Origin of the sequence: Amphibacillus indicireducens (assembly GCF_039539605.1) — a bacterium.
Lineage (GTDB): Bacteria > Bacillota > Bacilli > Bacillales > Amphibacillaceae > Amphibacillus > Amphibacillus indicireducens.
Map to the genome: position 1 here is coordinate 26,151 of NZ_BAABDL010000017.1, position 22,990 is coordinate 49,140.

The 22,990-nt window shown below is 37.1% G+C and carries 20 protein-coding genes; all 20 read right to left on the bottom strand.

The genetic code is table 11. The annotated features are described in order from the left end of the window. Window positions 1-14 precede the first annotated feature (14 nt). The 20 genes from ABD814_RS01740 to uppS all read right to left on the bottom strand — a co-directional run bounded on the left by ABD814_RS01740 (window position 15) and on the right by uppS (window position 22,967). Window positions 15-1,058: an aspartate-semialdehyde dehydrogenase gene (locus ABD814_RS01740; RefSeq protein ID WP_344909741.1), complete on the bottom strand. Its 1,044-nt coding sequence runs from the start codon at window positions 1,056-1,058 to the stop codon at window positions 15-17. Between the two features lie 101 nt (window positions 1,059-1,159). Beyond that, a complete protein-coding gene (locus ABD814_RS01745; protein ID WP_344909743.1) occupies window positions 1,160-1,741 on the bottom strand; it encodes a dipicolinate synthase subunit B in 582 nt (193 codons plus the stop codon). Window positions 1,742-1,762: 21 nt separating this feature from the next. Then, complete coding sequence (gene dpsA, locus ABD814_RS01750) at window positions 1,763-2,644, bottom strand: dipicolinate synthase subunit DpsA (RefSeq protein ID WP_344909744.1); 882 nt, start codon at window positions 2,642-2,644, stop codon at window positions 1,763-1,765. Window positions 2,645-2,841: 197 nt separating this feature from the next. Continuing rightward, window positions 2,842-3,084 carry a YlmC/YmxH family sporulation protein gene (locus tag ABD814_RS01755; RefSeq protein WP_344909745.1) on the bottom strand — a complete coding sequence of 81 codons (243 nt, stop codon included), beginning with the start codon at window positions 3,082-3,084 and terminating at the stop codon, window positions 2,842-2,844. Window positions 3,085-3,165: 81 nt separating this feature from the next. Beyond that, on the bottom strand, window positions 3,166-5,283 hold the full coding sequence (gene pnp, locus ABD814_RS01760) for a polyribonucleotide nucleotidyltransferase (protein WP_344909747.1): 2,118 nt from the start codon (window positions 5,281-5,283) through the stop codon (window positions 3,166-3,168). Window positions 5,284-5,563: 280 nt separating this feature from the next. Further along, window positions 5,564-5,833: a 30S ribosomal protein S15 gene (rpsO, locus tag ABD814_RS01765; RefSeq protein WP_344909748.1), complete on the bottom strand. Its 270-nt coding sequence runs from the start codon at window positions 5,831-5,833 to the stop codon at window positions 5,564-5,566. A gap of 137 nt (window positions 5,834-5,970) precedes the next feature. Continuing rightward, window positions 5,971-6,903 (bottom strand): riboflavin biosynthesis protein RibF, encoded by a 933-nt coding sequence (gene ribF / locus ABD814_RS01770; protein ID WP_344909749.1) that lies wholly within the window; start codon window positions 6,901-6,903, stop codon window positions 5,971-5,973. A 569-nt stretch (window positions 6,904-7,472) separates the two neighbouring features. Continuing rightward, a complete protein-coding gene (truB, locus tag ABD814_RS01775; protein WP_344909751.1) occupies window positions 7,473-8,381 on the bottom strand; it encodes a tRNA pseudouridine(55) synthase TruB in 909 nt (302 codons plus the stop codon). A gap of 89 nt (window positions 8,382-8,470) precedes the next feature. Further along, complete coding sequence (rbfA, locus tag ABD814_RS01780; RefSeq protein ID WP_344909752.1) at window positions 8,471-8,821, bottom strand: 30S ribosome-binding factor RbfA; 351 nt, start codon at window positions 8,819-8,821, stop codon at window positions 8,471-8,473. Between the two features lie 39 nt (window positions 8,822-8,860). Further along, complete coding sequence (locus ABD814_RS01785) at window positions 8,861-9,142, bottom strand: DUF503 domain-containing protein (RefSeq protein WP_344909754.1); 282 nt, start codon at window positions 9,140-9,142, stop codon at window positions 8,861-8,863. Then, the gene (gene infB, locus ABD814_RS01790) at window positions 9,139-11,208 is read right to left on the bottom strand and encodes a translation initiation factor IF-2 (protein ID WP_344909755.1); all 2,070 of its coding nucleotides are present in this window, start codon (window positions 11,206-11,208) and stop codon (window positions 9,139-9,141) included. The genes ABD814_RS01785 and infB overlap by 4 nt, the downstream gene beginning before the upstream one ends. Before the next feature lie 20 nt (window positions 11,209-11,228). Then, on the bottom strand, window positions 11,229-11,534 hold the full coding sequence (locus ABD814_RS01795; RefSeq protein WP_344909757.1) for a YlxQ family RNA-binding protein: 306 nt from the start codon (window positions 11,532-11,534) through the stop codon (window positions 11,229-11,231). After that, on the bottom strand, window positions 11,527-11,808 hold the full coding sequence (gene rnpM, locus ABD814_RS01800) for an RNase P modulator RnpM (protein WP_344909758.1): 282 nt from the start codon (window positions 11,806-11,808) through the stop codon (window positions 11,527-11,529). The genes ABD814_RS01795 and rnpM overlap by 8 nt, the downstream gene beginning before the upstream one ends. A 14-nt stretch (window positions 11,809-11,822) precedes the next feature. Continuing rightward, window positions 11,823-12,938 carry a transcription termination factor NusA gene (gene nusA / locus ABD814_RS01805; protein ID WP_344909759.1) on the bottom strand — a complete coding sequence of 372 codons (1,116 nt, stop codon included), beginning with the start codon at window positions 12,936-12,938 and terminating at the stop codon, window positions 11,823-11,825. Window positions 12,939-12,952: 14 nt separating this feature from the next. Continuing rightward, complete coding sequence (gene rimP / locus ABD814_RS01810; RefSeq protein WP_344909761.1) at window positions 12,953-13,429, bottom strand: ribosome maturation factor RimP; 477 nt, start codon at window positions 13,427-13,429, stop codon at window positions 12,953-12,955. Between the two features lie 325 nt (window positions 13,430-13,754). Beyond that, window positions 13,755-18,047: a PolC-type DNA polymerase III gene (locus ABD814_RS01815; protein ID WP_344909762.1), complete on the bottom strand. Its 4,293-nt coding sequence runs from the start codon at window positions 18,045-18,047 to the stop codon at window positions 13,755-13,757. 337 nt (window positions 18,048-18,384) lie between these two features. Further along, on the bottom strand, window positions 18,385-20,082 hold the full coding sequence (locus ABD814_RS01820) for a proline--tRNA ligase (protein ID WP_344909763.1): 1,698 nt from the start codon (window positions 20,080-20,082) through the stop codon (window positions 18,385-18,387). Window positions 20,083-20,111: 29 nt separating this feature from the next. Then, window positions 20,112-21,368 (bottom strand): RIP metalloprotease RseP, encoded by a 1,257-nt coding sequence (gene rseP, locus ABD814_RS01825; RefSeq protein WP_344909765.1) that lies wholly within the window; start codon window positions 21,366-21,368, stop codon window positions 20,112-20,114. Window positions 21,369-21,387: 19 nt separating this feature from the next. After that, a complete protein-coding gene (locus ABD814_RS01830; protein ID WP_344909766.1) occupies window positions 21,388-22,179 on the bottom strand; it encodes a phosphatidate cytidylyltransferase in 792 nt (263 codons plus the stop codon). A gap of 20 nt (window positions 22,180-22,199) precedes the next feature. Continuing rightward, window positions 22,200-22,967, bottom strand: coding sequence for an undecaprenyl pyrophosphate synthase (gene uppS / locus ABD814_RS01835; RefSeq protein ID WP_344909767.1), 768 nt, complete (start codon window positions 22,965-22,967; stop codon window positions 22,200-22,202). Between the last annotated feature and the right edge of the window lie 23 nt (window positions 22,968-22,990).

Consider the following 22,990-nt stretch of genomic DNA (forward strand, 5'->3'; position numbering starts at 1 on the left):
ATTTCACCCCAAGATTAGAGCCAATTATTTTTAACGAGTGATTCAGCGATTTGGACTGAATTCCAAGCAGCTCCTTTTAACAAGTTATCTGAAACAACCCATAAATGTATGCCTAATGGATTATCTAAATCTTTTCTCACACGACCAACAAATACGTCTGTTTGACCTGCCGCATCTAATGGTGTCGGATATTCTTGTGTCTCAATATTATCTTTTAACACGATTCCTGGTGCACTGTTTAAGACATCGTGAATATCTTTTACTGAAACATCTTTTTCAACCTCGAGATAGACACTTTCAGCATGTGAAGTGAAAAATGGTAGACGTACACACGTTGCTGCTACTGATAGATCATCACGATTCATAATTTTTTTCGTCTCATTGATCATTTTCATTTCCTCAAATGTGTAGCCATTCTCCTGAAAGAGATCAATTTGTGGTAATGCATTAAAAGCAATTGGATAATGGTTTGGCTCGCTTTTTACAGGGAGCAACTTAGCATCGACATCTTCTCCATTTAAAAAAGCTTGGGCTTGATCTTTTAATTCTTCAACTGCTTGGGCACCTGCTCCTGAAACTGCCTGATACGTAGAGACAATGACTCGTTTTAGTCCGAATTTTTCTTCAATCGGCTTTAAAGTTGCAACCATTTGAATCGTTGAACAGTTAGGATTAGCGATAATGCCTTGATGTTTTTTGATATCCGCTTCATTCACTTCTGGAACAACAAGTGGTACATTTTCATCCATTCGATAAGCGCTTGTATTATCAACGACGACTGCGCCACGTTTAATCGCTTCTGGTGCTAATTGTTTAGAAATCGAACCACCTGCTGAAAAGAGTGCTATATCAACCCCTTCAAAACTTTCAGGTTTAGCTTCTTCAACGACGATTATTTCATCCTTAAACTTAATCTTTGTTCCTGCTGAACGTGGTGACGACAGTAATTTTAATTGATCAATTGGAAAGTTTTTTGCTTCTAAAGTTTCTAATATTTTTTGTCCCACAGCCCCTGTTGCACCTAATAGTGCGACATTATATCTTTTTGTCTTTGACATAAAAAAACCCCTCTCCACAAGCATAATTAATATATTTATCTATTTTAACATATTCTAATAGTAAAGAGGGGTATGTTTAGTGGATTTTAATAAAAAACTGCTTAATAAGTTGTGATCATCGGTTGAAGTTGTTTTCCTGCTAACGCTTCTTCAACTGTTTCTGGTATCAGTTCCATTTTAGAAATCAACGAATTTGGTTTAGCTGTAGGATTGTCTTGACCAAATGGAACGAGGTAAATTCCTTTCGCGGCAATTAGCTTCATCAAGTTCACACCATTTAACCCCAATGCATCATTTGTCGAGATCGCTAAAACGATTGGTGATTGATTTCGCATCGTCGCTTTAGTTGCCATCAGACTAGGAGTATCTGTGATGGCATTGGCAAGTTTGCTTAATGAATTTCCTGTCAGTGGTGCAACGACCATACAGTCAACTGGGTTATTTGGTCCAAATGTTTCTGCTTCAACAATTGTCGTGACAGGCTTGTTTCCAGTTAATTGTTCAAGTTTCTTTAAATGATCCTCTGCTCGACCAAAACGTGTGTCTGTGTTTTGGACATTATATGAAACAACAGGCCGGACATTAGCACCCGCTGAAACCAATTGTTCGATGATTGGAAAAACGTCTGCATAGGTACAGTGTGAGGCAGTCAAGCTGAAGCCGATTGTCTTCCCTTTTAACATATTCAATTCCCTCCCTGCTTATTAGTGATGCTCGGCAATTAATTGATTAATGACATTCGCCAAAATTTCCCCTGCTGTTTTTGGAGCAACTTTTGCTGGTAAGCCTAGTGCATGAATCGCATTTAGTCCCCGCTTTTTAGCATAATCGAAATTTATTCCACCTGGTTTTGAGGCAAGATCAATAATTAATGCGTCTGCTGAAAAAGCGTTTAATTCCTCTTGGTCAACAATCAATGCAGGTACGGTATTAATCAATAAATTACACTTTTTAATATATGCAGGTAGTTCACTTAGGTGAAATCCATCAAATCCTAATGTCTTCGCTTTTGCAATATCCTTCGTTTTCCTAACACCTGTTGCAACTTTTGCACCAAGCTTTGCAAATTTATCAGCAACAGTTAAACCAACTCGCCCTAGCCCTAAAATCACAACATTTGAATCTTGTAAGGTCGTCTGCATTTGTTGAAGTGCTAATAAAATCGTTCCTTCTGCTGTTGGGACGGAATTATATATTGCGACATCATCACGCTCCATCATTGGGATAAACGTGTTTAACTTATCTGCTAAAGCTTGTTTTAAATAAGGCGTACTAATCCCAGAAAAAACAAGTGAAGTCGGTTTAAGCTTTTCAAAGAAGTTTTCTGGCAAATAAATTGCTTGGTTTGAAAAAGTTGATTTGACGTATCCTTCATTTTCAACTCCTGTAATTGGTAGAATAACGACATCTAAAATCTCAGGATTTAATTCATCTAAATCTGTGTATTGTACACCTAAAAATCCTTGGTCTAATTGATCATAGCCAATTAGTTTTATTGTGTAATTTGATTTACTAATCAGTTTTTTGATTAATTCTAAATAGCGAGCATCTCCCCCAATAATCGCTATTTGTTTTTTTAATATCATTCCATTCACCTCGACTGTTTAAATATAAGAAGCACAACGTTGTTTATAGTAAAATGTTTAGCTAACATTTGGTTAACAACTTCGCTTTATTTTATGCTTATCATCCAAGTCAGTGCAGGACATTCACACAAATAGGTTAAACACTAGTTAAAATAAAAAAGACTACCGTAATTTGATAGTCAGATTAAATATTATAATTACTGGTCTTCTGTTTTTCTTATGATGATGGTGTCTTTGCCGACCTTTTCGATTTGATCCCAATTGATTCTGACTTGAGTTTGATCACGTTTAAAACCGAACAAACCATAATTCGGGATAATAAAAGATTTTATTTGACCCGTTTTCGGATCAAGCTCAAGATCAGTCTGACCTAACAATCCTAAACGTTTACCATCTGTTAAATTAACAATTTCTTTCCCACTCAACTCTTGATAGCGCATCACAATCCCTCCTACCTTAACATATGAACAAAGAGACAAAAAAAGAAAGCCATTTCGGAAAATGACTTTCTTGACTAATAATTATTTTTTAGCTTCTGCTTGCTTTTTTTCTTCATCAAGTAGAACAGCTTTTCTTGATAAGTTGATTCGACCTTGGCGATCAATCTCTTTAACCTTAACCATAATCTTATCGCCTTCTTTAACTACATCTTCAACTTTGTTTGTCCGCTTCGTGTCTAATTCAGAAATATGAATTAAACCTTCTTTTCCTTTAAACAATTCTGCAAAGGCACCAAACTTCTCAACTCGCTTAACAGTAGCTAAGTACAACTCTCCTGCTTGAACCTCACGAACGATGTCTTCGATAATTTGCTTCGCTTTCTCGTTCATTTCTTGATCAGTTGAAGCGATGTAGACACTACCGTCTTGCTCGATATCAATCTTAACGCCTGTCTCATCGATAATCTTATTAATTTGTTTTCCACTTGGTCCAATTACATCACGGATCTTATCCGGATTAATTGTCATTGTAATGATTTTCGGTGCATATGGTGAAAGTTGCTGATTTGGTTCTGAAATAACACTTACCATATGGTCTAAAATATGGAGACGCCCAATACGTGCTTGTTGTAAAGCTTCTTCTAAAATTTCTCGAGCAAGTCCATCAATTTTAATATCCATTTGTAGTGCTGTAATTCCTTTTTCAGTTCCAGCAACTTTAAAGTCCATATCTCCTAAAAAGTCTTCCATTCCTTGAATATCACTTAAAACAGTATAATCATCACCTTGCTTAACCAAGCCCATTGCAATACCCGCAACAGGTGCTTTAATTGGAACTCCAGCATCCATAAGCGCAAGAGTTGAAGCACAAATACTTGCTTGTGATGATGATCCATTTGACTCCAATACTTCTGAAACTAAACGAATCGTATATGGGAAATCATTTTCATTAGGAATCACTTTTTCAAGTGCGCGCTCACCTAAAGCACCGTGACCGATTTCACGACGACCTGGCCCGCGAATTGGACCTGTTTCACCTACACTAAAGTGTGGGAAATTATAGTGGTGCATAAACCGTTTTTCTTCTTCTAAGTCTAGACCATCTAAAATTTGAACATCGCCTAGAGCACCTAGAGTACAAATCGATAATGCTTGAGTTTGTCCACGTGTGAATAAACCTGAGCCATGTGTTCTCGGTAACAAATCAACGCGTGATGCTAGCGGACGGATTTCGTCTGGCGTTCGGCCATCTGGACGAGTCTTCTCAACTGAAATTAAGCGACGTACTTCATCTTTAACCATTTGATCTAAAATATCTTTGACTTTTTTGATCGTATCTTCATCAGCTTCGTTTGCTTCATAAGTTGCAACAATATCTTTTTTAACTGCATCAATCGATTCTTCTCTTTGCAATTTTTCATGCGTTTGAATCGCAGCAACTAAACGATCTTTAGCCGTCTCATTTAACTCTGCTGATAATTCTTCATCTAAGTTAAATAATGAGACTTCCATTTTTTCTTTTCCTACAGCTTGAACAATTTCCTCTTGAAAAGCAACTAAGCGCTTAATTTCTTCGTGAGCAAACAAAATTGCTTCAAGCATGATGTCCTCTGGGATTTCGTTAGCAGATGCTTCAACCATGTTGATCGCATCTTTTGTTCCTGCTACCGTTAGATCTAGATCACTTTTTTCACGATCTTCGATTGTTGGATTAATGACAAAATCACCATCAATTCGACCAATATTAACACCTGCAATTGGTCCATCAAATGGAATATCTGAAATTGATAGCGCGATTGATGAGCCGATCATTGCTGCAATTTCTGATGAAGCATTTTGATCAACACTCATAACCATACTAATCACTTGAACATCATTTCTAAATCCTTCTGGGAATAACGGACGAATTGGACGATCAATTAATCGTGATGTAAGAACCGCTTTTTCACTTGGACGACCTTCACGTTTAATAAATCCACCAGGGATTTTCCCAACTGCGTAAAGTCGCTCTTCATAGTTAACTGTCAGTGGGAAAAAAGGTAAATCCTTCGGTTCTTTAGAGCCAGTAGCTGTTGCTAAAACGGATGTATCTCCATAATGAACGATACATGCACCATTTGCTTGTTTAGCTAGCTCGCCAACTTCAACACTAAATGGCGTCCCTGCAATTTCAGTTTTAAAAATTTGTTTGTTTGACATATTATTCAATTACCCCTCTCTTCTACCTAGTCAATTGATGAGTTTGTTTAATTTTGCAATTAATTTACGTCGAAAGAAAGAGATTTATGCAAGTGACTCATGTTATAAAACTGTAATACCTTTGCACTAATGATTGATTCGTGCTCCATCCTGATCAAAATATAGTAGCAATTACTATACTTTGATCAGAATCGAGCGAAAGGTAGTAACAGCTTGTCATCTCTCTCAATCTTAAATTATACATACAGAAAAAGCGGGAATACTCCCGCTTTGACATTTGTTATCGACGTAAACCAAGTTTTTCGATCATTTGACGATAGCTTGCAATATCTTTTTTACGTAAATAGTTTAACAAGTTACGGCGTTTCCCAACCATTTTTAACAAACCACGACGTGAGTGGTGATCTTTTTTATGAGTACGTAAGTGCTCATTTAAGTTGTTAATTTCCTCAGTTAGGATAGCGATTTGTACTTCAGATGAACCTGTGTCATTCTCATGTACTTTGAACTCGTTAATTAGTTCATTTTTTCGTTCTTGTGAAATTGCCATCCATTTCACCTCCTATAATCATTTAAATCACACCAATCCCCTAGCAGTCGTTGGAGACTCGACTTGCCAAGCAGATGGCTTCCGATACTTAGATTAACGCTTTTTGAATAAAAAAGCAAGTATTCTTGTCAAATTCGCTAAAATAACTGGCGAATTTCTTGTTCATCAACTTCTAATTGGTCAATTAATTGATCAACATGATCAAACTTATATTCAGGTCTAATATATTTTTGCCAGCAAACCGTAATTGATTTATCATAGAGCATTTGATTGAAGTCAAAAATATGAACCTCACATTTTATTTCATTTTCTACATTTTCAAATGTCGGATTATAGCCTAAACTTGCCATCCCATGAAATGTTTGCTCATCAATTAAAACAGTTACGTAATAGACGCCGGTCTTCGGCATAATTTGTTCTGGATCAACCGCTATATTTGCAGTTGGATAGCCGATCTCTCGGCCTCTTTTGTAACCATGAATGACTGTTCCTTCTGTCATCAATGGTCGTGTTAATAGGGCTTTAACTTCTTCAACTTTACCATCAGCTAGTAATGCGCGAATTCTTGTCGAGCTAACTTTCTCACTGCCCTCATTCAGTTTTTCAACAACATGAATCCCAAATCGTTCTTTTGAATGATTGATCAATGTATTCACGTTACCTGCACCACGGTAACCATAAGTAAAATCAAATCCGCATACGAGTTTTGAAATATTTAGCTCAACAATATAGTGGTCAATAAATACTTGTGGATCTAGTTGAGCAACTGTAGGATTAAAATGAATTACATATAAAAGATCAACACCAAAATCAGTAAGAATTTGTTGTTTTTGATGAAATGTATTTAAATAAGTAAAATAAGTTGGCCCACCTTTGATCACAACTGATGGGTGTGGTGTAAAGGTCATGACTGCCAGTTTTTTGTTTAATCGATTTGCTAGATCTTTTGCTGTTTGGAGTACATATTGATGGCCTTTATGGATGCCATCAAAGAAGCCAATTGCACAAACTGCATGTTCATCTTCGCTTGGTCGATAATCAAAAGGATATTCCAAATCGATAGTCTTCATTATTTTTCTCCTTGATAAACATTGTCAAAAAAACTCATACTTGAAACAATTTCATGATTATTGTTATAAATATTCAGTAGCATTGCATAAACTTTTCTTTCCTAAGTCAAGTCTTATCATTGTGGTTTGAGATAACGGATATTGATCGATCAATACAACCGCTACGGGAAAAGCAAGAGCTTGAGATCCACTTTGACAAGCGGTCTATGCTTGGCAAAGTTAGCTCAAGCCTTGGGACTGGGACTGCGGTTACTCGTCCCACCGAAGACATTTGCGATTACTCGTCCCACCATAAACACCTGCCCGTAGGATAAGGAAAGCTTCCCCGAATAAGCATCGCACGAAGAAAATTGATCTTTATTTTCGAGGAAAGCGAAACATCTCTCAGCTGCGAATGTGATCCTCTCACTTAGAGCTAATCATATCACTTGATTTTATCTAATTTTTTTATGCAACACTACTGATAAATATTAGTGTTTTCATTAGCACTTTAGTATTATGAAATGCATGCATTTATCATAACATTTTATCTTTCTTTCGAAAACCAATTTAAACTATAAGTTAAGCAATTAGTCTAAATTAAAGACGCGTAGTGGTTTTATCTCTGTTGGTTTATCTGGATGTACTTGATAAATTGCTAACGTTTTTTGATTAAATTCAATTCGATTGGGCTGATCATCTACCCAATCGCTTGGTTTCGGAAGTTTTTGTCCATAGGAAACTTTTTGAGCTATCTCACTGTCAACGCGATGACCTGGTAAATGTGTTATACCCGCTTCTAATGGCAGTAATGCAGACATAAGTTGGCCGGCTGCTTTTAATTTTTCTAAATCTTCAAATTCGATTGAATTATTTTCGTTGAAATCAGCTGTCCCCGTACGAACTAACTTCGACATATGAGCTGGATAACCTAACGCTTTACCAATATCAACAGCTAGTGTACGAATATATGTCCCTTTTGAAACCGTCGTTTCAATTTCAAATTTAATTGTATCTTCAGCAGCAATTAATGACTCTGGTGCCAGTTCAATCGCATGAATAATCACTTGACGAATCGGGCGCTCTACAGTTTGATTGTCTCGCGCATATTGATAGAGCTTTTTCCCTTTTACCTTCACTGCAGAATATAACGGCGTAACTTGCTCAATTTTGCCAAGAAATTTTTCTAAAACAGCTGTGATTGCATCGATAGATATCGGTTCATCTATTGGTTGCTCTTCGATGATTTGTCCAGTCTGATCTTCAGTATCAGTTGCTTTACCAAGGGTAATTTCAGCTCGATAAGTCTTTTTTGTATCTGTTAAGTAAGGCACAATTTTAGTTGCTTCACCAATACAAATTGGTAATACTCCTGACACTTCAGGGTCAAGAGTGCCTGTATGACCAACCTTTTTCGTTTCAAATAGACGGCGTAATTTAATTACACAGTCATGTGACGTCATTCCAACTGGTTTCCACAATGGAATAATCCCGTTCATCAGTCTACCCCCTAAGTCAATCGTAAATGATGAAAAAATATCATTCAAAAACCCTTGTATCATAAGAAACAAGGGTTTTTGATCATACTTTATTCTTCTGATTGATTTAATTCATAAATTAGCCGTTCAATTCGATTACCTGTCTCAATCGCTCGGTCAATCTCAAAGATAATTTCAGGTGTTTTACGTAAACGAATATGTTTACCTACTTCTGAACGGATAAAGCCTTTTGCTTTCTCTAATCCCGCTAACGTCTCTTCTTCAGCTTTAGTATCACCTAAAACAGTTAAGAATACTTTTGCTTGTTGTAAGTCACCAGTCACTTCTACATCAGTAATCGTGACAAAACCAACTCGGGGATCTTTGAGTTTTTGAGAAATTATTTCACCAATTACTTTTTTAATTTCTTCAGCTACTCGATTCGCTCGAATTTGACTCATTAGCTATCACCTCAAATTTTGTCAGATATGATCCATTGATTAATCATACCATTGTCGTTCAATCATTCGATATTCTAGTTCAGTAAAGTGATCTATTTTTGTCAGACAAGCATCGATCACTTGTTCAGCTCGCTTTCGATCAGGAGCAATTGTCGCTATTCCTAATAAGGAGCGCTGCCAAAGGTCTTGATAATCAAGCTCACTGATCGTAATGTTATAGCTATTTTGTAAGCGATGGATCACCTTTTTTATCACTGCACGTTTATCTTTTAATGATTGCGCTTCGTAGATGTAACATTCTATTTCAACATAGAAAATCATGTACGAGCGATCTCCTCCATAATAAAGCACTCGAAAATATCGCCGACTTTGATGTCATGGAAGTTCTGTAAGGTAATTCCACATTCATAATTTTGCGCAACTTCTCTTACGTCGTCTTTAAAACGTTTGAGTGAGTCAATCTCACCTTCGAAAATAACGACGCCATCACGAATCACACGAACACCAGCATCACGAGTAATTTTACCATCTGTAACATAACTACCCGCAATTGTACCAATCCGAGTCACTTTAAATGTCTCACGAACTTCAGCTTGACCAATCACTTTTTCTTGATACTCAGGATCAAGCATTCCCTTCATCGCTGCTTCGATTTCTTCAATTGCTTTATAAATGACACGATGGAGGCGAATATCTACATTTTCTGCTGTTGCTGTATTTTTAGCGTTATTGTCTGGACGAACGTTAAAACCAATGACAACAGCGTTTGAAGCACTGGCAAGAATAACGTCTGATTCTGTTATCCCACCTACTCCAGTATGAATAATGTTTACTTTAACACCTTCTACTTCAATTTTTTGTAGTGAAGATGCTAATGCCTCTGCAGATCCTTGTACGTCTGCTTTAAGGATAATGTTAATATCCTTGATCTCACCTTGCTTAATTTGTTCAAATAGATCTTCTAAACTAACTTTCGTTTGTCCACCACGACGTTCTACAATTTGTCTTTGTGCACGAAGTTCACCAATTTGACGTGCTGATTTTTCATCTTCAAAAACAACAAATTGGTCTCCAGCTTGAGGGACGTCACTTAATCCGGTAATTTCAACCGGTGTAGATGGACCAACTTTTTTCACTCGTCTTCCAAGGTCATTAACCATTGCCCGAACACGACCATACGTATTTCCAACAACAATTGGATCACCCACTCTTAATGTACCACCTTGAACGAGTAATGATGCAACTGATCCACGGCCTTTATCTAACTCCGCTTCAATAACGGTACCGTATGCACGTTTATTAGGATTTGCCTTCAATTCCTCAACTTCAGCAACGAGTAAAACCATTTCTAATAAATCATCAATACCTTCGTTTTTAAGAGCTGAAATTGGTACAAAAATCGTATCTCCACCCCAGTCTTCAGCGACAAGTTGATACTCAGTTAATTCCTGCATCACTCGATCGGGATTTGCTGTCTCTTTATCAATTTTGTTTACTGCAACGATAATTGGTACTTCTGCTGCTTTAGCATGGTTGATCGCTTCAACTGTTTGTGGCATGACACCATCATCTGCTGCAACAACTAAAATTGCGATATCTGTTATTTGGGCACCACGTGATCGCATGCTTGTAAAAGCAGCGTGACCCGGGGTGTCAAGGAATGTAATTTTCTTATCATTCGCTCGAATCTGATAGGCACCAATGTGTTGAGTAATCCCACCAGCCTCACCAGCTGTTACTTTTGTTTGACGAATTGAGTCAAGTAACGTTGTCTTACCATGGTCAACGTGTCCCATAATCGTCACGACTGCTGGACGTTCAACTAATTGCTCTTCACTATCTTCTTCAATAAATTGATTTAAATTCGCTTCATCAACTTCGATTACTTTTTTAACTTCAACGTTATACTCTGCAGCGATTAATTCAATAGAATCATCATCAAGTGCTTGGTTTTTGGCAGCCATTACACCAAGTAACATAAGATTTTTAATAATATCGTTTGTTTTCTTGCCTAGCTTTTCAGCTAATTCATCAACCGTTAATGTGCCTGAATACTGAAGAACATTTGCTTCTTCTTTCACTTCATTCTTGTTCTTTGACTGTTCACCTTTTGGTTTTGAAGCTGATTTACGTTGCTCTGTCTGCTTCGACTTTGCTTGTTTCTTTGGCTGTTCAGCTGCTTTCTTCTGCTGATTAGCCCGTTTAGTTGGTGCTTCTTTAGTCGTTTCTGTTTTTTGATACGTCTGATTCAATTGATCGACTTCTTTCTGTGAAATTGTTGACATGTGGTTTGAAACTTCAATCCCCATCTCTTTTAATTTGTTAATAATTTCTTTACTTGATACGTTCTGCGTTTTGGCATATTCATATATTCTTACTTTTGCCATACAGTCACCCCCGAATTATATTAGTCGAGCAATGAGCTTAATTTGTTTGCGAACCCTTCGTCCGTAATAGCAACAGCAACTCTTCCTGACTTACCGATAGCATGAGACAACTGATCTCGATTCATTACTGTTCGATAAGGCACGTGATAAGACTGACATTTATCGGTCATCTTTTTATGTGTTTGATAGCCAATATCATTAGCTAGTAAAAGGAGTTTCGCACGCCCTTGTTTAATATCTTTAATAATTTGGTCTTCTCCGACCGATATTCTTTGAGCTCGAGTTGCCAAGCCAACCATATTTAAAATCTTTTGCTCATTACTCAAGGCTCTCACCATTAACAACTTTCTTTAAATCTTGATAAACTTGTTCAATTCCTTCAACATGAAAGTGGCGTTCAATCGCTTTGCTTTTCTCAGCCTGTTCGATAATTGCTAAATCAACCGACACATAAGCACCACGACCATTTTTCTTCCCTGTTGGATCAACGAAAACATCGCCATCTTTAGTTCTAACAATCCGAATCAATGATTGCTTCGGCTTCATCTCATTAGTAATAATGCATTTTCTAAGTGGGACTTTTCTAGTTTTCTTCGCCATGATCATCTAGCTCCTTAGTCAAATAAATCATCACTTTCGATAAATAGGTCTGGACTATCTTCTTTAATTAAATCATGATCATTTAATAGACCTGTTTCTTTTGCTTCAGTTTCATTTTTGATATCAATTTTCCAGCCTGTTAATTTAGCTGCCAGTCTAGCATTTTGACCGCGTTTACCAATTGCGAGTGATAGTTGATTATCTGGGACGACAACGGTTGTTGCTTTTTCTTCCTCATTCACAATGACATGACTAACTTTTGATGGGCTTAGTGCATTTGAAACGTAAACAACTGGATCATCTGAGTATTCAACAATATCAATTTTCTCGCCTTTAAGCTCATCAACAACCATTTGCACTCGTTGTCCTTTTGGTCCAACACATGAACCAACCGGATCAATTTCAGGGTTTTCAGCAAAAACTGAGATTTTTGATCGGTCACCAGCTTCTCTCGCAACTGAGCGAATTTCTACGATTCCATCATAAATTTCTGGAACTTCAGTTTCAAATAATCTTCTCAACAGACCTGGTTCGGTTCTTGAAACGAAAACTTGTGGGCCTTTATTCGTATTTTCAACTTTTGAAACAAAAACTTTAATTCGATCGTGTACTTCATACGTTTCATTCGGCATTTGATCATTTTTAGCTAATTTAGCTTCGATTCTGCCTAAGTTAACGTAAACAAACCGAGGATCTACTCGCTGAATAATCCCATTCATAATATCTTCTTCTCGATCGATATACTCGTTATAAATTACACCACGTTCTGCTTCTCTGACACGCTGTGTAACAACTTGCTTGGCAGCTTGGGCTGCAATTCGACCGAAATCTTTTGGTGTGACTTCAACTTCAATCACATCACCAAGTTGATAGTTAGGACTAATTTCTAATGCCTCATCTAAGGTAAGTTGTTGATTTTGGTCTTCAAGTTCCTCAACAACTTCTTTTCTTGAATAAACTTTCATACTGCCTGTTTCTTCGTTCAAATCGACTCTTACATTTGATGCAGACTTAAAATTTTTCTTATATGCAGAAATTAAAGCAGCTTCTAATGCCTCGATTAAAACATCTTTATCAATACCTTTTTCTTCACTCAGAAGATGAATAGCATTAAAAAGATCTTTACTCACTTCTTCTCCTCCTCCTAATTAAACGACACTGCCAGTCGTGCTTTAGCAATTTTTTCATATGGAATCTCTATTTGTTTTTTTCGACCGCGATCATTAAATTCAATCACAACCAAATCTGATTCATCAAAAGAAAGCAGCTTACCTTGATAACTTTTTTCATTATTAATGTGCTGGTAAAGTGAAACGTGAATCTGACGATCAATTTGATTACGTAAATCTTCACGTGTTTTTAATGGTCTTTCAGCACCAGGTGAAGAGACTTCAAGATAATAGGCAGATTTAATTGGATCGTATTCATCTAATTTCTCACTTAAACGCTCGGATAGTTGACCACATTCTTCAATGTCAACCCCTCCAGGTTTGTCAATGAATACTCTTAAAAACCAATCCTTACCTTCTTTAACATATTCAATATCAACTAATTCTAAGTTCATTTCTAATAATAATGGTGCTACAATTTCTGTTGTTTGTTCCTTAACATTTTTACTCATAAGAGAACCTCCTTTTTCTCTAATCGATACAGTTTCTGATTACTTAGTTTGCAATTTTTTAGTTTTTTTAAACGATATTCTAATAAATGTGACTCAACGTCAGTATCAAACATTTTGATCGGGTCAATTCTTATTGATCATCTAAGCGGCTTGTTGTTGCATTAGCAATGATAAATCCCTTGTCAGTGTTGACAAGGGATTCAAGCAGTTACCTCATAATAATTAGCTAAGAGCAGGCATGACCAACCCTTAAATTCCGTACCGTTCAAAACTAAGTGAATTATACCACGGTTTGCAAATATAATCAAGTTGTTTAACGACTATCCTAAAATAATGACAGTTGATTTTTCTCTTCCATTCCAGCCAAGCTTCCATGATTGTCAAGATAGTCTAAAACTGTTCTCGAAATTCGGCTTCTTTCTCTTAAATCTTCTTTTGATAAAAATTCGCCTTCTTCTCTTGCTTTAACGATATTTAGCGCGGCATTTGTACCTAATCCATCAATCGCATTGAATGGCGGGATGAGTTGATCGCCTTCAACTAAGAATTCAGTTGCACTTGATTCGTAGAGATCGACTTTACCGAATGAAAAACCTCGTTCGTTCATCTCTAAAGCGATTTCTAAAACCACGACTAGACTCTTTTCTTTCGGTGCTGCATCATTTCCTTTTGCATGGATTTCCTCAATCCGTTTCCGAATCGCAGTTGATCCTTTAATCATCGTATCCAGTTCAAAGTCGCTTGCCCGAACAGTAAAGTAAGCAGCGTAGAATAAAATCGGATGATGGACTTTGAAGTAAGCGATTCTTAATGCCATTAAAACATATGCAGAGGCATGCGCTTTCGGGAACATATATTTAATTTTTCGACAAGAATCAATATACCAGTCAGGGACGTCATGCTTTTTCATTTCAATGACCCACTCATCTTGCAAGCCTTTCCCTTTACGGACAGATTCCATGATAACAAATGCTAATGAAGCCTCTAAGCCTTTGTGCATTAAATAAACCATAATATCATCACGACAACCGATAACATCAGATAATTCACAGATTCCTTGATTAATTAGCTCCTGAGCATTACCTAACCAAACGTCGGTTCCGTGTGATAATCCAGAGATAATGACAAGTTCACCGAATGAAGATGGATTCGTATCTTCAAGCATTTGTCGAACAAATCGAGTACCAAATTCAGGGACACCTAATGTTCCTGTTTTACATAAAATTTGTTCAGCTGTGACACCTAACACTTCAGGTGAAGAGAAAATCTGCATGACCTTCTCGTCATCAACAGGAATTTTCTTAGGGTCAATGCCACTTAAATCTTCCAACATTCGAATCATCGTTGGATCATCATGACCAAGAATATCAAGTTTTAATAAGTTTTCATCGATTGAATGGAAATCAAAATGGGTCGTTAACCATTCAGAATTCTTATCATCTGCCGGATATTGAATTGGTGTGAAATCATAAATATCCATATTCTCTGGAACAACGATGATCCCACCCGGGTGTTGACCTGTTGTTCGTTTCACACCTGTACAACCTTGAACGAGACGATCAACTTCAGTATTTTTAATGTGTAGGTTATGATCATTCGCATATCCTTTAACATATCCATAAGCAGTTTTCTCAGCAATTGTACCAATCGTTCCTGCACGGAAGACTTTATCTTCACCGAATAATTCTTTTGTATAATTGTGTGCCGTCGGTTGATAGATTCCAGAAAAGTTTAAATCAATATCAGGAACTTTATCTCCCTTGAAACCTAAAAACGTTTCAAACGGAATGTCTTGACCATCTTTCATATATGGTGTCCCACATTTTGGACAATCTTTATCGTCTAGGTCATAACCACTTGCATATTGACCTCCGGCGAAGAACTCGTGGTGACAGCAACTTGGACAGCGATAGTGTGCAGGTAATGGGTTCACTTCAGTAATTTCTGTTAGCGTTGCAATTAATGATGAACCGACCGAACCCCTAGAACCGACTAAATAGCCATCATCTAGTGACTTTTTAACAAGTTTATGTGAAATTAAATAAATAACAGCAAATCCATGACCAATGATACTTTTTAGTTCTTTTTCCATTCGTTCAACAACAATTTCCGGTAATTCTTCACCATACATTGCGTGAGCTGAAGCATAACTCATTTCTCGAATTTCTTGATCAGCACCTTCAATATTTGGTGTATAAAGGTCTTTTTTAACTGGACTAATTTGTTCGATTTGATTAGCAAGCATTTGCGTATTTGTCACAACAATTTCTTTCGCCTGCTGATCATCGAGGAAATTAAAACATTCAAGCATTTCATCTGTTGTTCGGAAAGGAACATCCGGTAAAGTTTGACGGCTTAACGGATTACCTTTTTGCGATTTAATTAATATTTGACGATAAAACTTGTCCTCTGAATCCAAGTAATGGACATTACCTGTTGCAACACATGGCTTGTTCAATCGATCAGCTAACTCTACGATATTTCTAATAATATCATAGATTTGAGCTTCATTTTGAACGAGCTCCTGATCAATTAGTGGATAGTAATTCGCTGGTGGTTGAACCTCAATATAGTCATAAAATTCAGCGACCTTATCCGCTTCATCGGCTGATTTTTGCATCATTGTTGTGAAAACTTCACCCTGCTGACATGCTGAACCAATCAAAATTCCTTCCCGATGTGCCGTAATTTTTGACCTTGGGAGACGTGGCACTCGATAGAAATAATCAATATGAGCCATTGAAATAAGTTGATAAAGATTTTTTAAACCAACTTCATTTTTAGCAAGTAACGTCGCGTGGTAAGGTCTAGCACGTTGATAAGCGTTACCTTCACCCATATGCAAATTAAATTGATTGTGGTTCGTTATTTCTTTTTCTGCTGATTCTTTAATCAGCGTCCAAAGTAAATATGCAGTTGCTTCCGTATCATAAATTGCTCGGTGATGTTGCGTCAATTCAATCCCGTAATGCTTACAAAGAACATTTAGGCGATGACTTTTCAATTGTGGTAAGATAAACCGCCCCAATTCTAACGTATCGATCACTGGATTTTTTACTTTTTCAAGATCGATCCGCTCGAAGCCTTGGTTAATAAATCCAATATCAAAGCTTGCATTATGAGCAACAAGAATTTCATCACCAATCCAATCATGGAACTCTTGTAAAACTTGATCTGCATCTGGGGCATCCTTTAACATCTCATCAGTAATACCTGTTAGATCAATAATTGTTTGTGATAATGGTTTATGAGGATTAGCAAAACGCTCAAACTTCTCAATAATTTCACCATTTTTCATTTTGACTGCTGCAAGTTCAATAATGGTGTCATAAACAGCAGATAATCCCGTTGTCTCAACATCAAAGACAACATATGTCGCATCTTTTAATTCACGATCAACTTCGTTATAAGCAATCGGCACACCATCATCAACTAAATTAACCTCTACCCCATAGATAACTTTTATGCCATGCTTTAATCCCGCCATATGAGCCTCAGGAAAGGATTGGGCGACAGCGTGGTCTGTAATTGCAATCGCAGGATGACCCCACTCTGCAGCTCGTTTTACTAGATCACCAGCTGAAACAACTGCATCCATTTGACTCATCATCGTATGGCTATGTAACTCAACTCTTTTATCTGCTTCTTGTGCAAGATCTTTTTTCGCCTCGTGTTTCACTTGGTTCAAATCCGTTAACATCATTGTTAATTCATTAGAGAATGTATCTGTTTGGATATTACCTCGAACTTTGACCCAGATCCCTTTTTTAATTTGGGTAAATTTCTCTTTATCTTGATCGTTTCTTGAAAACATTTTAATCGTAAACGAATCGGTGTAATCCGTCATTTTAATCATTAACAACTCACGACCTGAACGTAATTCCCTGATCTCCACATTGAAGATATAACCTTGTAAAATAACACGTCTCTCTTCTTCAAAAATATCTCTCATTGGAACAGCAGGTTCTTTAATTGGATAGCCAATCATAATTGGTTCATTTCGATCAGATTCATTTTTTCGTTGTGCTTGTTTTGTTTCCATTGCTTTTTTGACAAGAAGCTTATCTTCAAGTGCTTTTTGTTCATTAAATTTTTCAATTTGTGCTGTTGCTTGTTCCGTTTCAACATAAATATTGAGCGGCCAAGTGGGTAAACCGTACTGTTGACAATATTGCTTGAACAATGGTGTCAAGCGATTTTTTATCACAGTTGCCTCAGCTTCATTCCTAGCTTGAATCAATAGTTGACCATCTTTCGTTTCAGGTTGACATTCTTTAATGTGATCGGCATAAGCAGGTGATAAGTCTTGCTCTTGATCAATGAAATCAGACCAATAATCACACATTTGTGTTGAGTCGACAGTTTGGTCATTATAGTTAAGCTGAAATGTGATCTTAGCAATTGTTGAAAACGTTTCTTGAAGTTTGATCCGAAAGAGTCGGAATAATTCGACTGGTAAAACTTGATTAAACTTAAAATGAAATCTCCAGCGTTTCTCTTGTTTAAATACTTCTAATTTTTGCAGTTGAGCTTGCTCAAAGTAATGCTGTTGATCCGTTTGATCAAGCTTGATTTGCTCAAGCAAAACAGTCATTTTTTCATGACTCGATAACCCCATTAAACTCCCCCCTAAACCATATTTTTTTGATCGATATTGTAATCAATTGAGTGGGAGGGAACACCCGTGATCTTCACTCTGGATGGACGCTTTCCGCGGGCACGGCCTCAGCTAACTTTTGTAGCAAAAACCGCTACAAAAGTGGATCTTCGGACTCGTGCTATTCCCGCTGGAGTCGTCATCCGACGTTCCGATCACTTGTTTCCCATGCTTCAATTTATATTGCTCTTTGATTCTAATACTTTTTTATTCCAAATCTTTTGTTTTATGAAGTAACTACATAAATCGATTTTCTATATTTATAAACCCTTGTCTTCAGTTGGACAAGGGTTTTTGTTTAGTTTAGTACTTCATTTAAATAATCGACAAGTTCACCTTGATGACACTCATCTTGTTCATTCGTTTGCCGAACTTTGAACTCAACAATGCCTTCGCTCGCCTTTTTACCGACCGTTATCCGATACGGAATTCCAATTAAGTCACTGTCAGCAAACTTTACCCCTGCTCGCTCATTGCGATCATCAAATAACACATCAAAGCCTGCATCAGTTAATTGCTGATAAATTTCCTCTGCTAACTCTCTTTGCTCAGGTTTATTATTAAGAACCAATAAATGGACTTGATATGGCGCAAGATGTACTGGCCAAGTAATCCCCCGATCATCATGATATTGCTCAACAATTGCTGCTAAGGTACGGGAAACCCCAATTCCATAACAACCCATCGTCAACGTTTCGGCTTTACCTTGTTGATTCAAATAATTTGCAGCTAATTTTTCGGCATAAAATCTACCCAGCTTAAATACTTGCCCAATTTCAATCCCCTTAGCAAACTTAATCACACCTTTGCCATCTGGGGATGGATCACCCTCACTAACAAAACGTAAGTCCGCATATTCAGTGTCATGTAAATCACGGGTTGGATTCACATTGATATAGTGAACACCTTCTTCGTTTGCACCACATGTTGCATTTGCCATCGATTTAACAGCATAATCACAAATGACTTTAATATCTTCTGCTACACCAATTGGTCCAATCGATCCAAACCCAACATTCATTAATTCAAATGTTTTATCTTCATCAACTAATTCAACATCATTCGCGTGCAAATGATGTTTTAATTTAATTTCATTAACTTCATGATCCCCTCGTGTTACAACGAGAACATATTGATCATCCGCTTTAAATAGCAATGATTTCATCCCTTGATCTAGATCATGCTCTAAGAAATCAGCAACTTCTTGCATTGTTTTTTGATTTGGTGTATCAACCTTTGCTAATTCTTTTTGCTCCTCAGTTGAGAATTGATACGTATCAAGTACCTCTGCCATTTCAATATTAGCTGCATAATCCGACTCACTTGAATAAGCAATCGTATCTTCACCGATCTCAGCCAAAGCCATAAACTCATGAGTGTCTTTACCGCCCATCGCTCCTGCGTCAGCAATAACAGAGCGGAAATTCAATCCAAGTCGGTTAAAAATCCGTGTGTACGCTTGATACATTTGCTGATAGCGCTCATCTAGACTCTCATCAGTAGCATGAAATGAGTAGGCATCTTTCATAATAAATTCTCGACCTCTTAATAATCCAAATCGAGGACGACGTTCATCACGATACTTTGTTTGAATTTGATAAATTGTTAATGGAAGTTGCTTGTAACTTTTTACTTCATCACGAATCAAGCTCGTAGCAATTTCTTCATGTGTTGGTCCAAGTACAAAATCACGATTATGACGATCTTTTAAGCGAATTAATTCATCGCCCATCGCATCCCAACGTTCTGTTTCTTTCCATAAATCAGCCGATTGCAATGCCGGCATCAGCATTTCGTTCGCTCCAATTGCATCCATTTCCTCACGAATAATCGCTTCGATTTTATCTAATACTTTTTTTCCTAGCGGTAAGAAGCTGTACACTCCGGAAAAGTTTTGTCTAATATATCCAGCTCTAAGAAGCCACTTGTGGCTAGTTGCATCTGCATCAGCTGGAGTTTCTTTTAATGTCGGTATTAATGTTTTACTCTGTCTCATCTTTCATCCACCTTTTATCTCATTTCAAATTACATAAATAAACGTTGAATATCATTCCAAGTTACAATGATCATTAATAACATTAATAATGCAAAACCAATAAAATGAACGAGCCCTTCCTTTTCGGCTGAAATTGGTTTTCCTCGAACCGCCTCAATCCCGATAAATAATAAACGACCTCCATCAAGTGCCGGTAATGGTAATAAATTAATCACACCTAAATTCACACTTAATGCCGCTGTCCAGTGAATAAACGTCCAAAAGCCACTCTGAACCATCTGATCCGTAGCACCGTAAATTGCGACAGGTCCACCTAACATATCTAGCGAGAATTGACCACTTACTAGCATTGCGACGTTAACAATGATTAACTTCGACCATTCATAGGTCTCTTTAAGGCTATATGGAATCGCTTTTAATGGTGATTTGTCAATGGATTGCATGACACCAATTTGACCATATACGGTATCTTGATTTTCTATCGCTTGTGGTGTAACAGCTATTTCAAGTTCTTGACCAGCACGCTCAACTTGCATAAAGAGTTCTTGGTCTGGATTATCCCTGACTGACGTCTGAAATTCAATCCATTTAGAAATAGGTTCACCATTAATCGCAAGAATTTCATCACCCGCTTCGAAACCTGCAGCTTCAGCAGGTCCGTCTGGCATAATTTCACCTAAACGCGCTTCTTCTGAGGGAATCCCTTGTAATGATCCCATCACAAAAAACAGTAACGCAGTTAAAACAAAGTTCATCAGTGGTCCGGCAAAAAGCTGCATTGCTCTTTGACGCTTCGTTTTCGATGCAAACTGACGATTATATGGAGCAATTTGAGTAGCAACTTCATCCATAATATAATCAGCATTATCAGCCACTGAATAAGTGACTAATTCATCTTCACCAACTAAACTACCAGTAATAATCAGTTCATGATCAAGGTCTGATCGCTCAACTTCAATCACCTGAGCTTCTGGATACTTTGCTTTGTGATTGATAATGATTTGACTGACTTTTTTCTCTTGATTAAAAGTTAAACCAATGTGTTGACCCGGTTTTAAATCAATGATTTCAGGATCTTCGCCCGCAACCCTTACGTAGCCACCCATAGGTAGAATTCGAATGGTATATAACGTTTCAGCCTTTTTAATCGAAAAAATCTTTGGACCAAAGCCAATCGCAAACTCTCTAACGAGCATGCCAGCTTTTTTAGCAAAAATAAAATGACCAAACTCATGAACAAAAACAAGCAATCCAAACATGAGGATAAATGCTATTATCGTATTCACTTAAATCTCACTCCTCTTATTATCCGATAAACTGAATAAAGTTTAAAAATGGGAAAACAAATAACCAACTATCAAAACGATCAAGAATACCACCATGACCAGGTAGTAGATGACCTGAATCTTTGACGTTATAATGGCGCTTCAGTCCAGATTCAACCAAATCACCAGTCTGTCCAATTAAACTAGCGAAAAATGAAACGACAATCACAACGATCATTGAATCATGAACCGGAAATATAAAATTGAAGATTGTTCCTGCAACTATTGCCATAATCGCACCACCAATTGCCCCTTCAATCGTCTTTTTCGGACTGATTTCTGGAAGCAATTTATGCTTTCCAAATAAATTACCTGAAAAGTAAGCACCACTATCAGTAATCAGAATAACAACAATAGCGTAAAATACGTACTCTAACCCAAATGCACGACTCGCAACAAAATAGTGGAAGCCTAAACCAATATAAATTGTTCCCAAAATTAAAAAGCCGGCATCATCAAAGGTAAATTTATTTTTCAATAAAACAGTATATGCTAAGATTGCTATAGAAATTATCAATAGCAAATTGATTTTGTTCATAGCACTCGGTAGCATATCACCAATAAATGCGTCGGGTAACAATAGTATCCACAAAAGTAACATCGCTAAACAGACTGGAATCTTATAATCCGTTAGGTTACGCATTCTTAATAGTTCAAATAGTCCAATGGAAGCTATTAATAACATGACAATCGAAAGCGGCCAGCCGCCATAAATAACAAACGGGAAAAATAGGGCAATGGCAATGACTGCGGTTATTGTTCTTTTTAACATCGGTATACACCTACTCTTTTCTATTCTAAACCACCATATCTTCTTTTTCGTTGCTGATAGGCTAGTAAAGCTTGTTTAAATTCATGCTCAGAAAATGCCGGCCAATAAGCATCGGTAAACCAAAATTCTGTATAGGCAAGTTGCCAGAGTAGAAAATTACTTAATCTAATCTCCCCGCTTGTACGAATTAATAAATCAGGTTCAGGTAAATGCGATGTATATAGGCGCTGATTAATTGTTTGTTCATCTATTTGATCGGGTGTTAATTTATTTGAGCGTACATCCTCAGCAATCGATTTTACGACATCAACCATCTCTAAACGACTGCCGTAATTCATCGCAATATTGAGGATGAGCCCAGTATTATGTTCTGTTTTTTCAATCGCATTGTTGATCGCTTTTTGAGTTGACTTAGGTAATCTTTCAATATCACCAATCATTTCAATTTTAACATTTTCTTTGATCAAGTCTGGTAAATAGACACTTAAAAATTCTTGAGGGAGTTTCATTAAAAAATTAACCTCTTGTTCGGGTCTTTTCCAGTTTTCAGTCGAAAAAGCATACAATGTTAAAACCTTTATGTCGTATGTATTCGCGACTTCAACAATGTGTTTAACATTGTCCATTCCTTGTTTATGACCTGCGATTCTAGGTAACCCACGTTGTTTTGCCCAACGTCCGTTACCATCCATAATGATTGCCACATGATCTGGAATAACAGTGATCTGATGATCTTTTTCAACTGTCGTTTTATTTTTATTTATAAAAGGCCAATAGTTAAATGCCATCTTTTTTCCTCCATTACTAAACA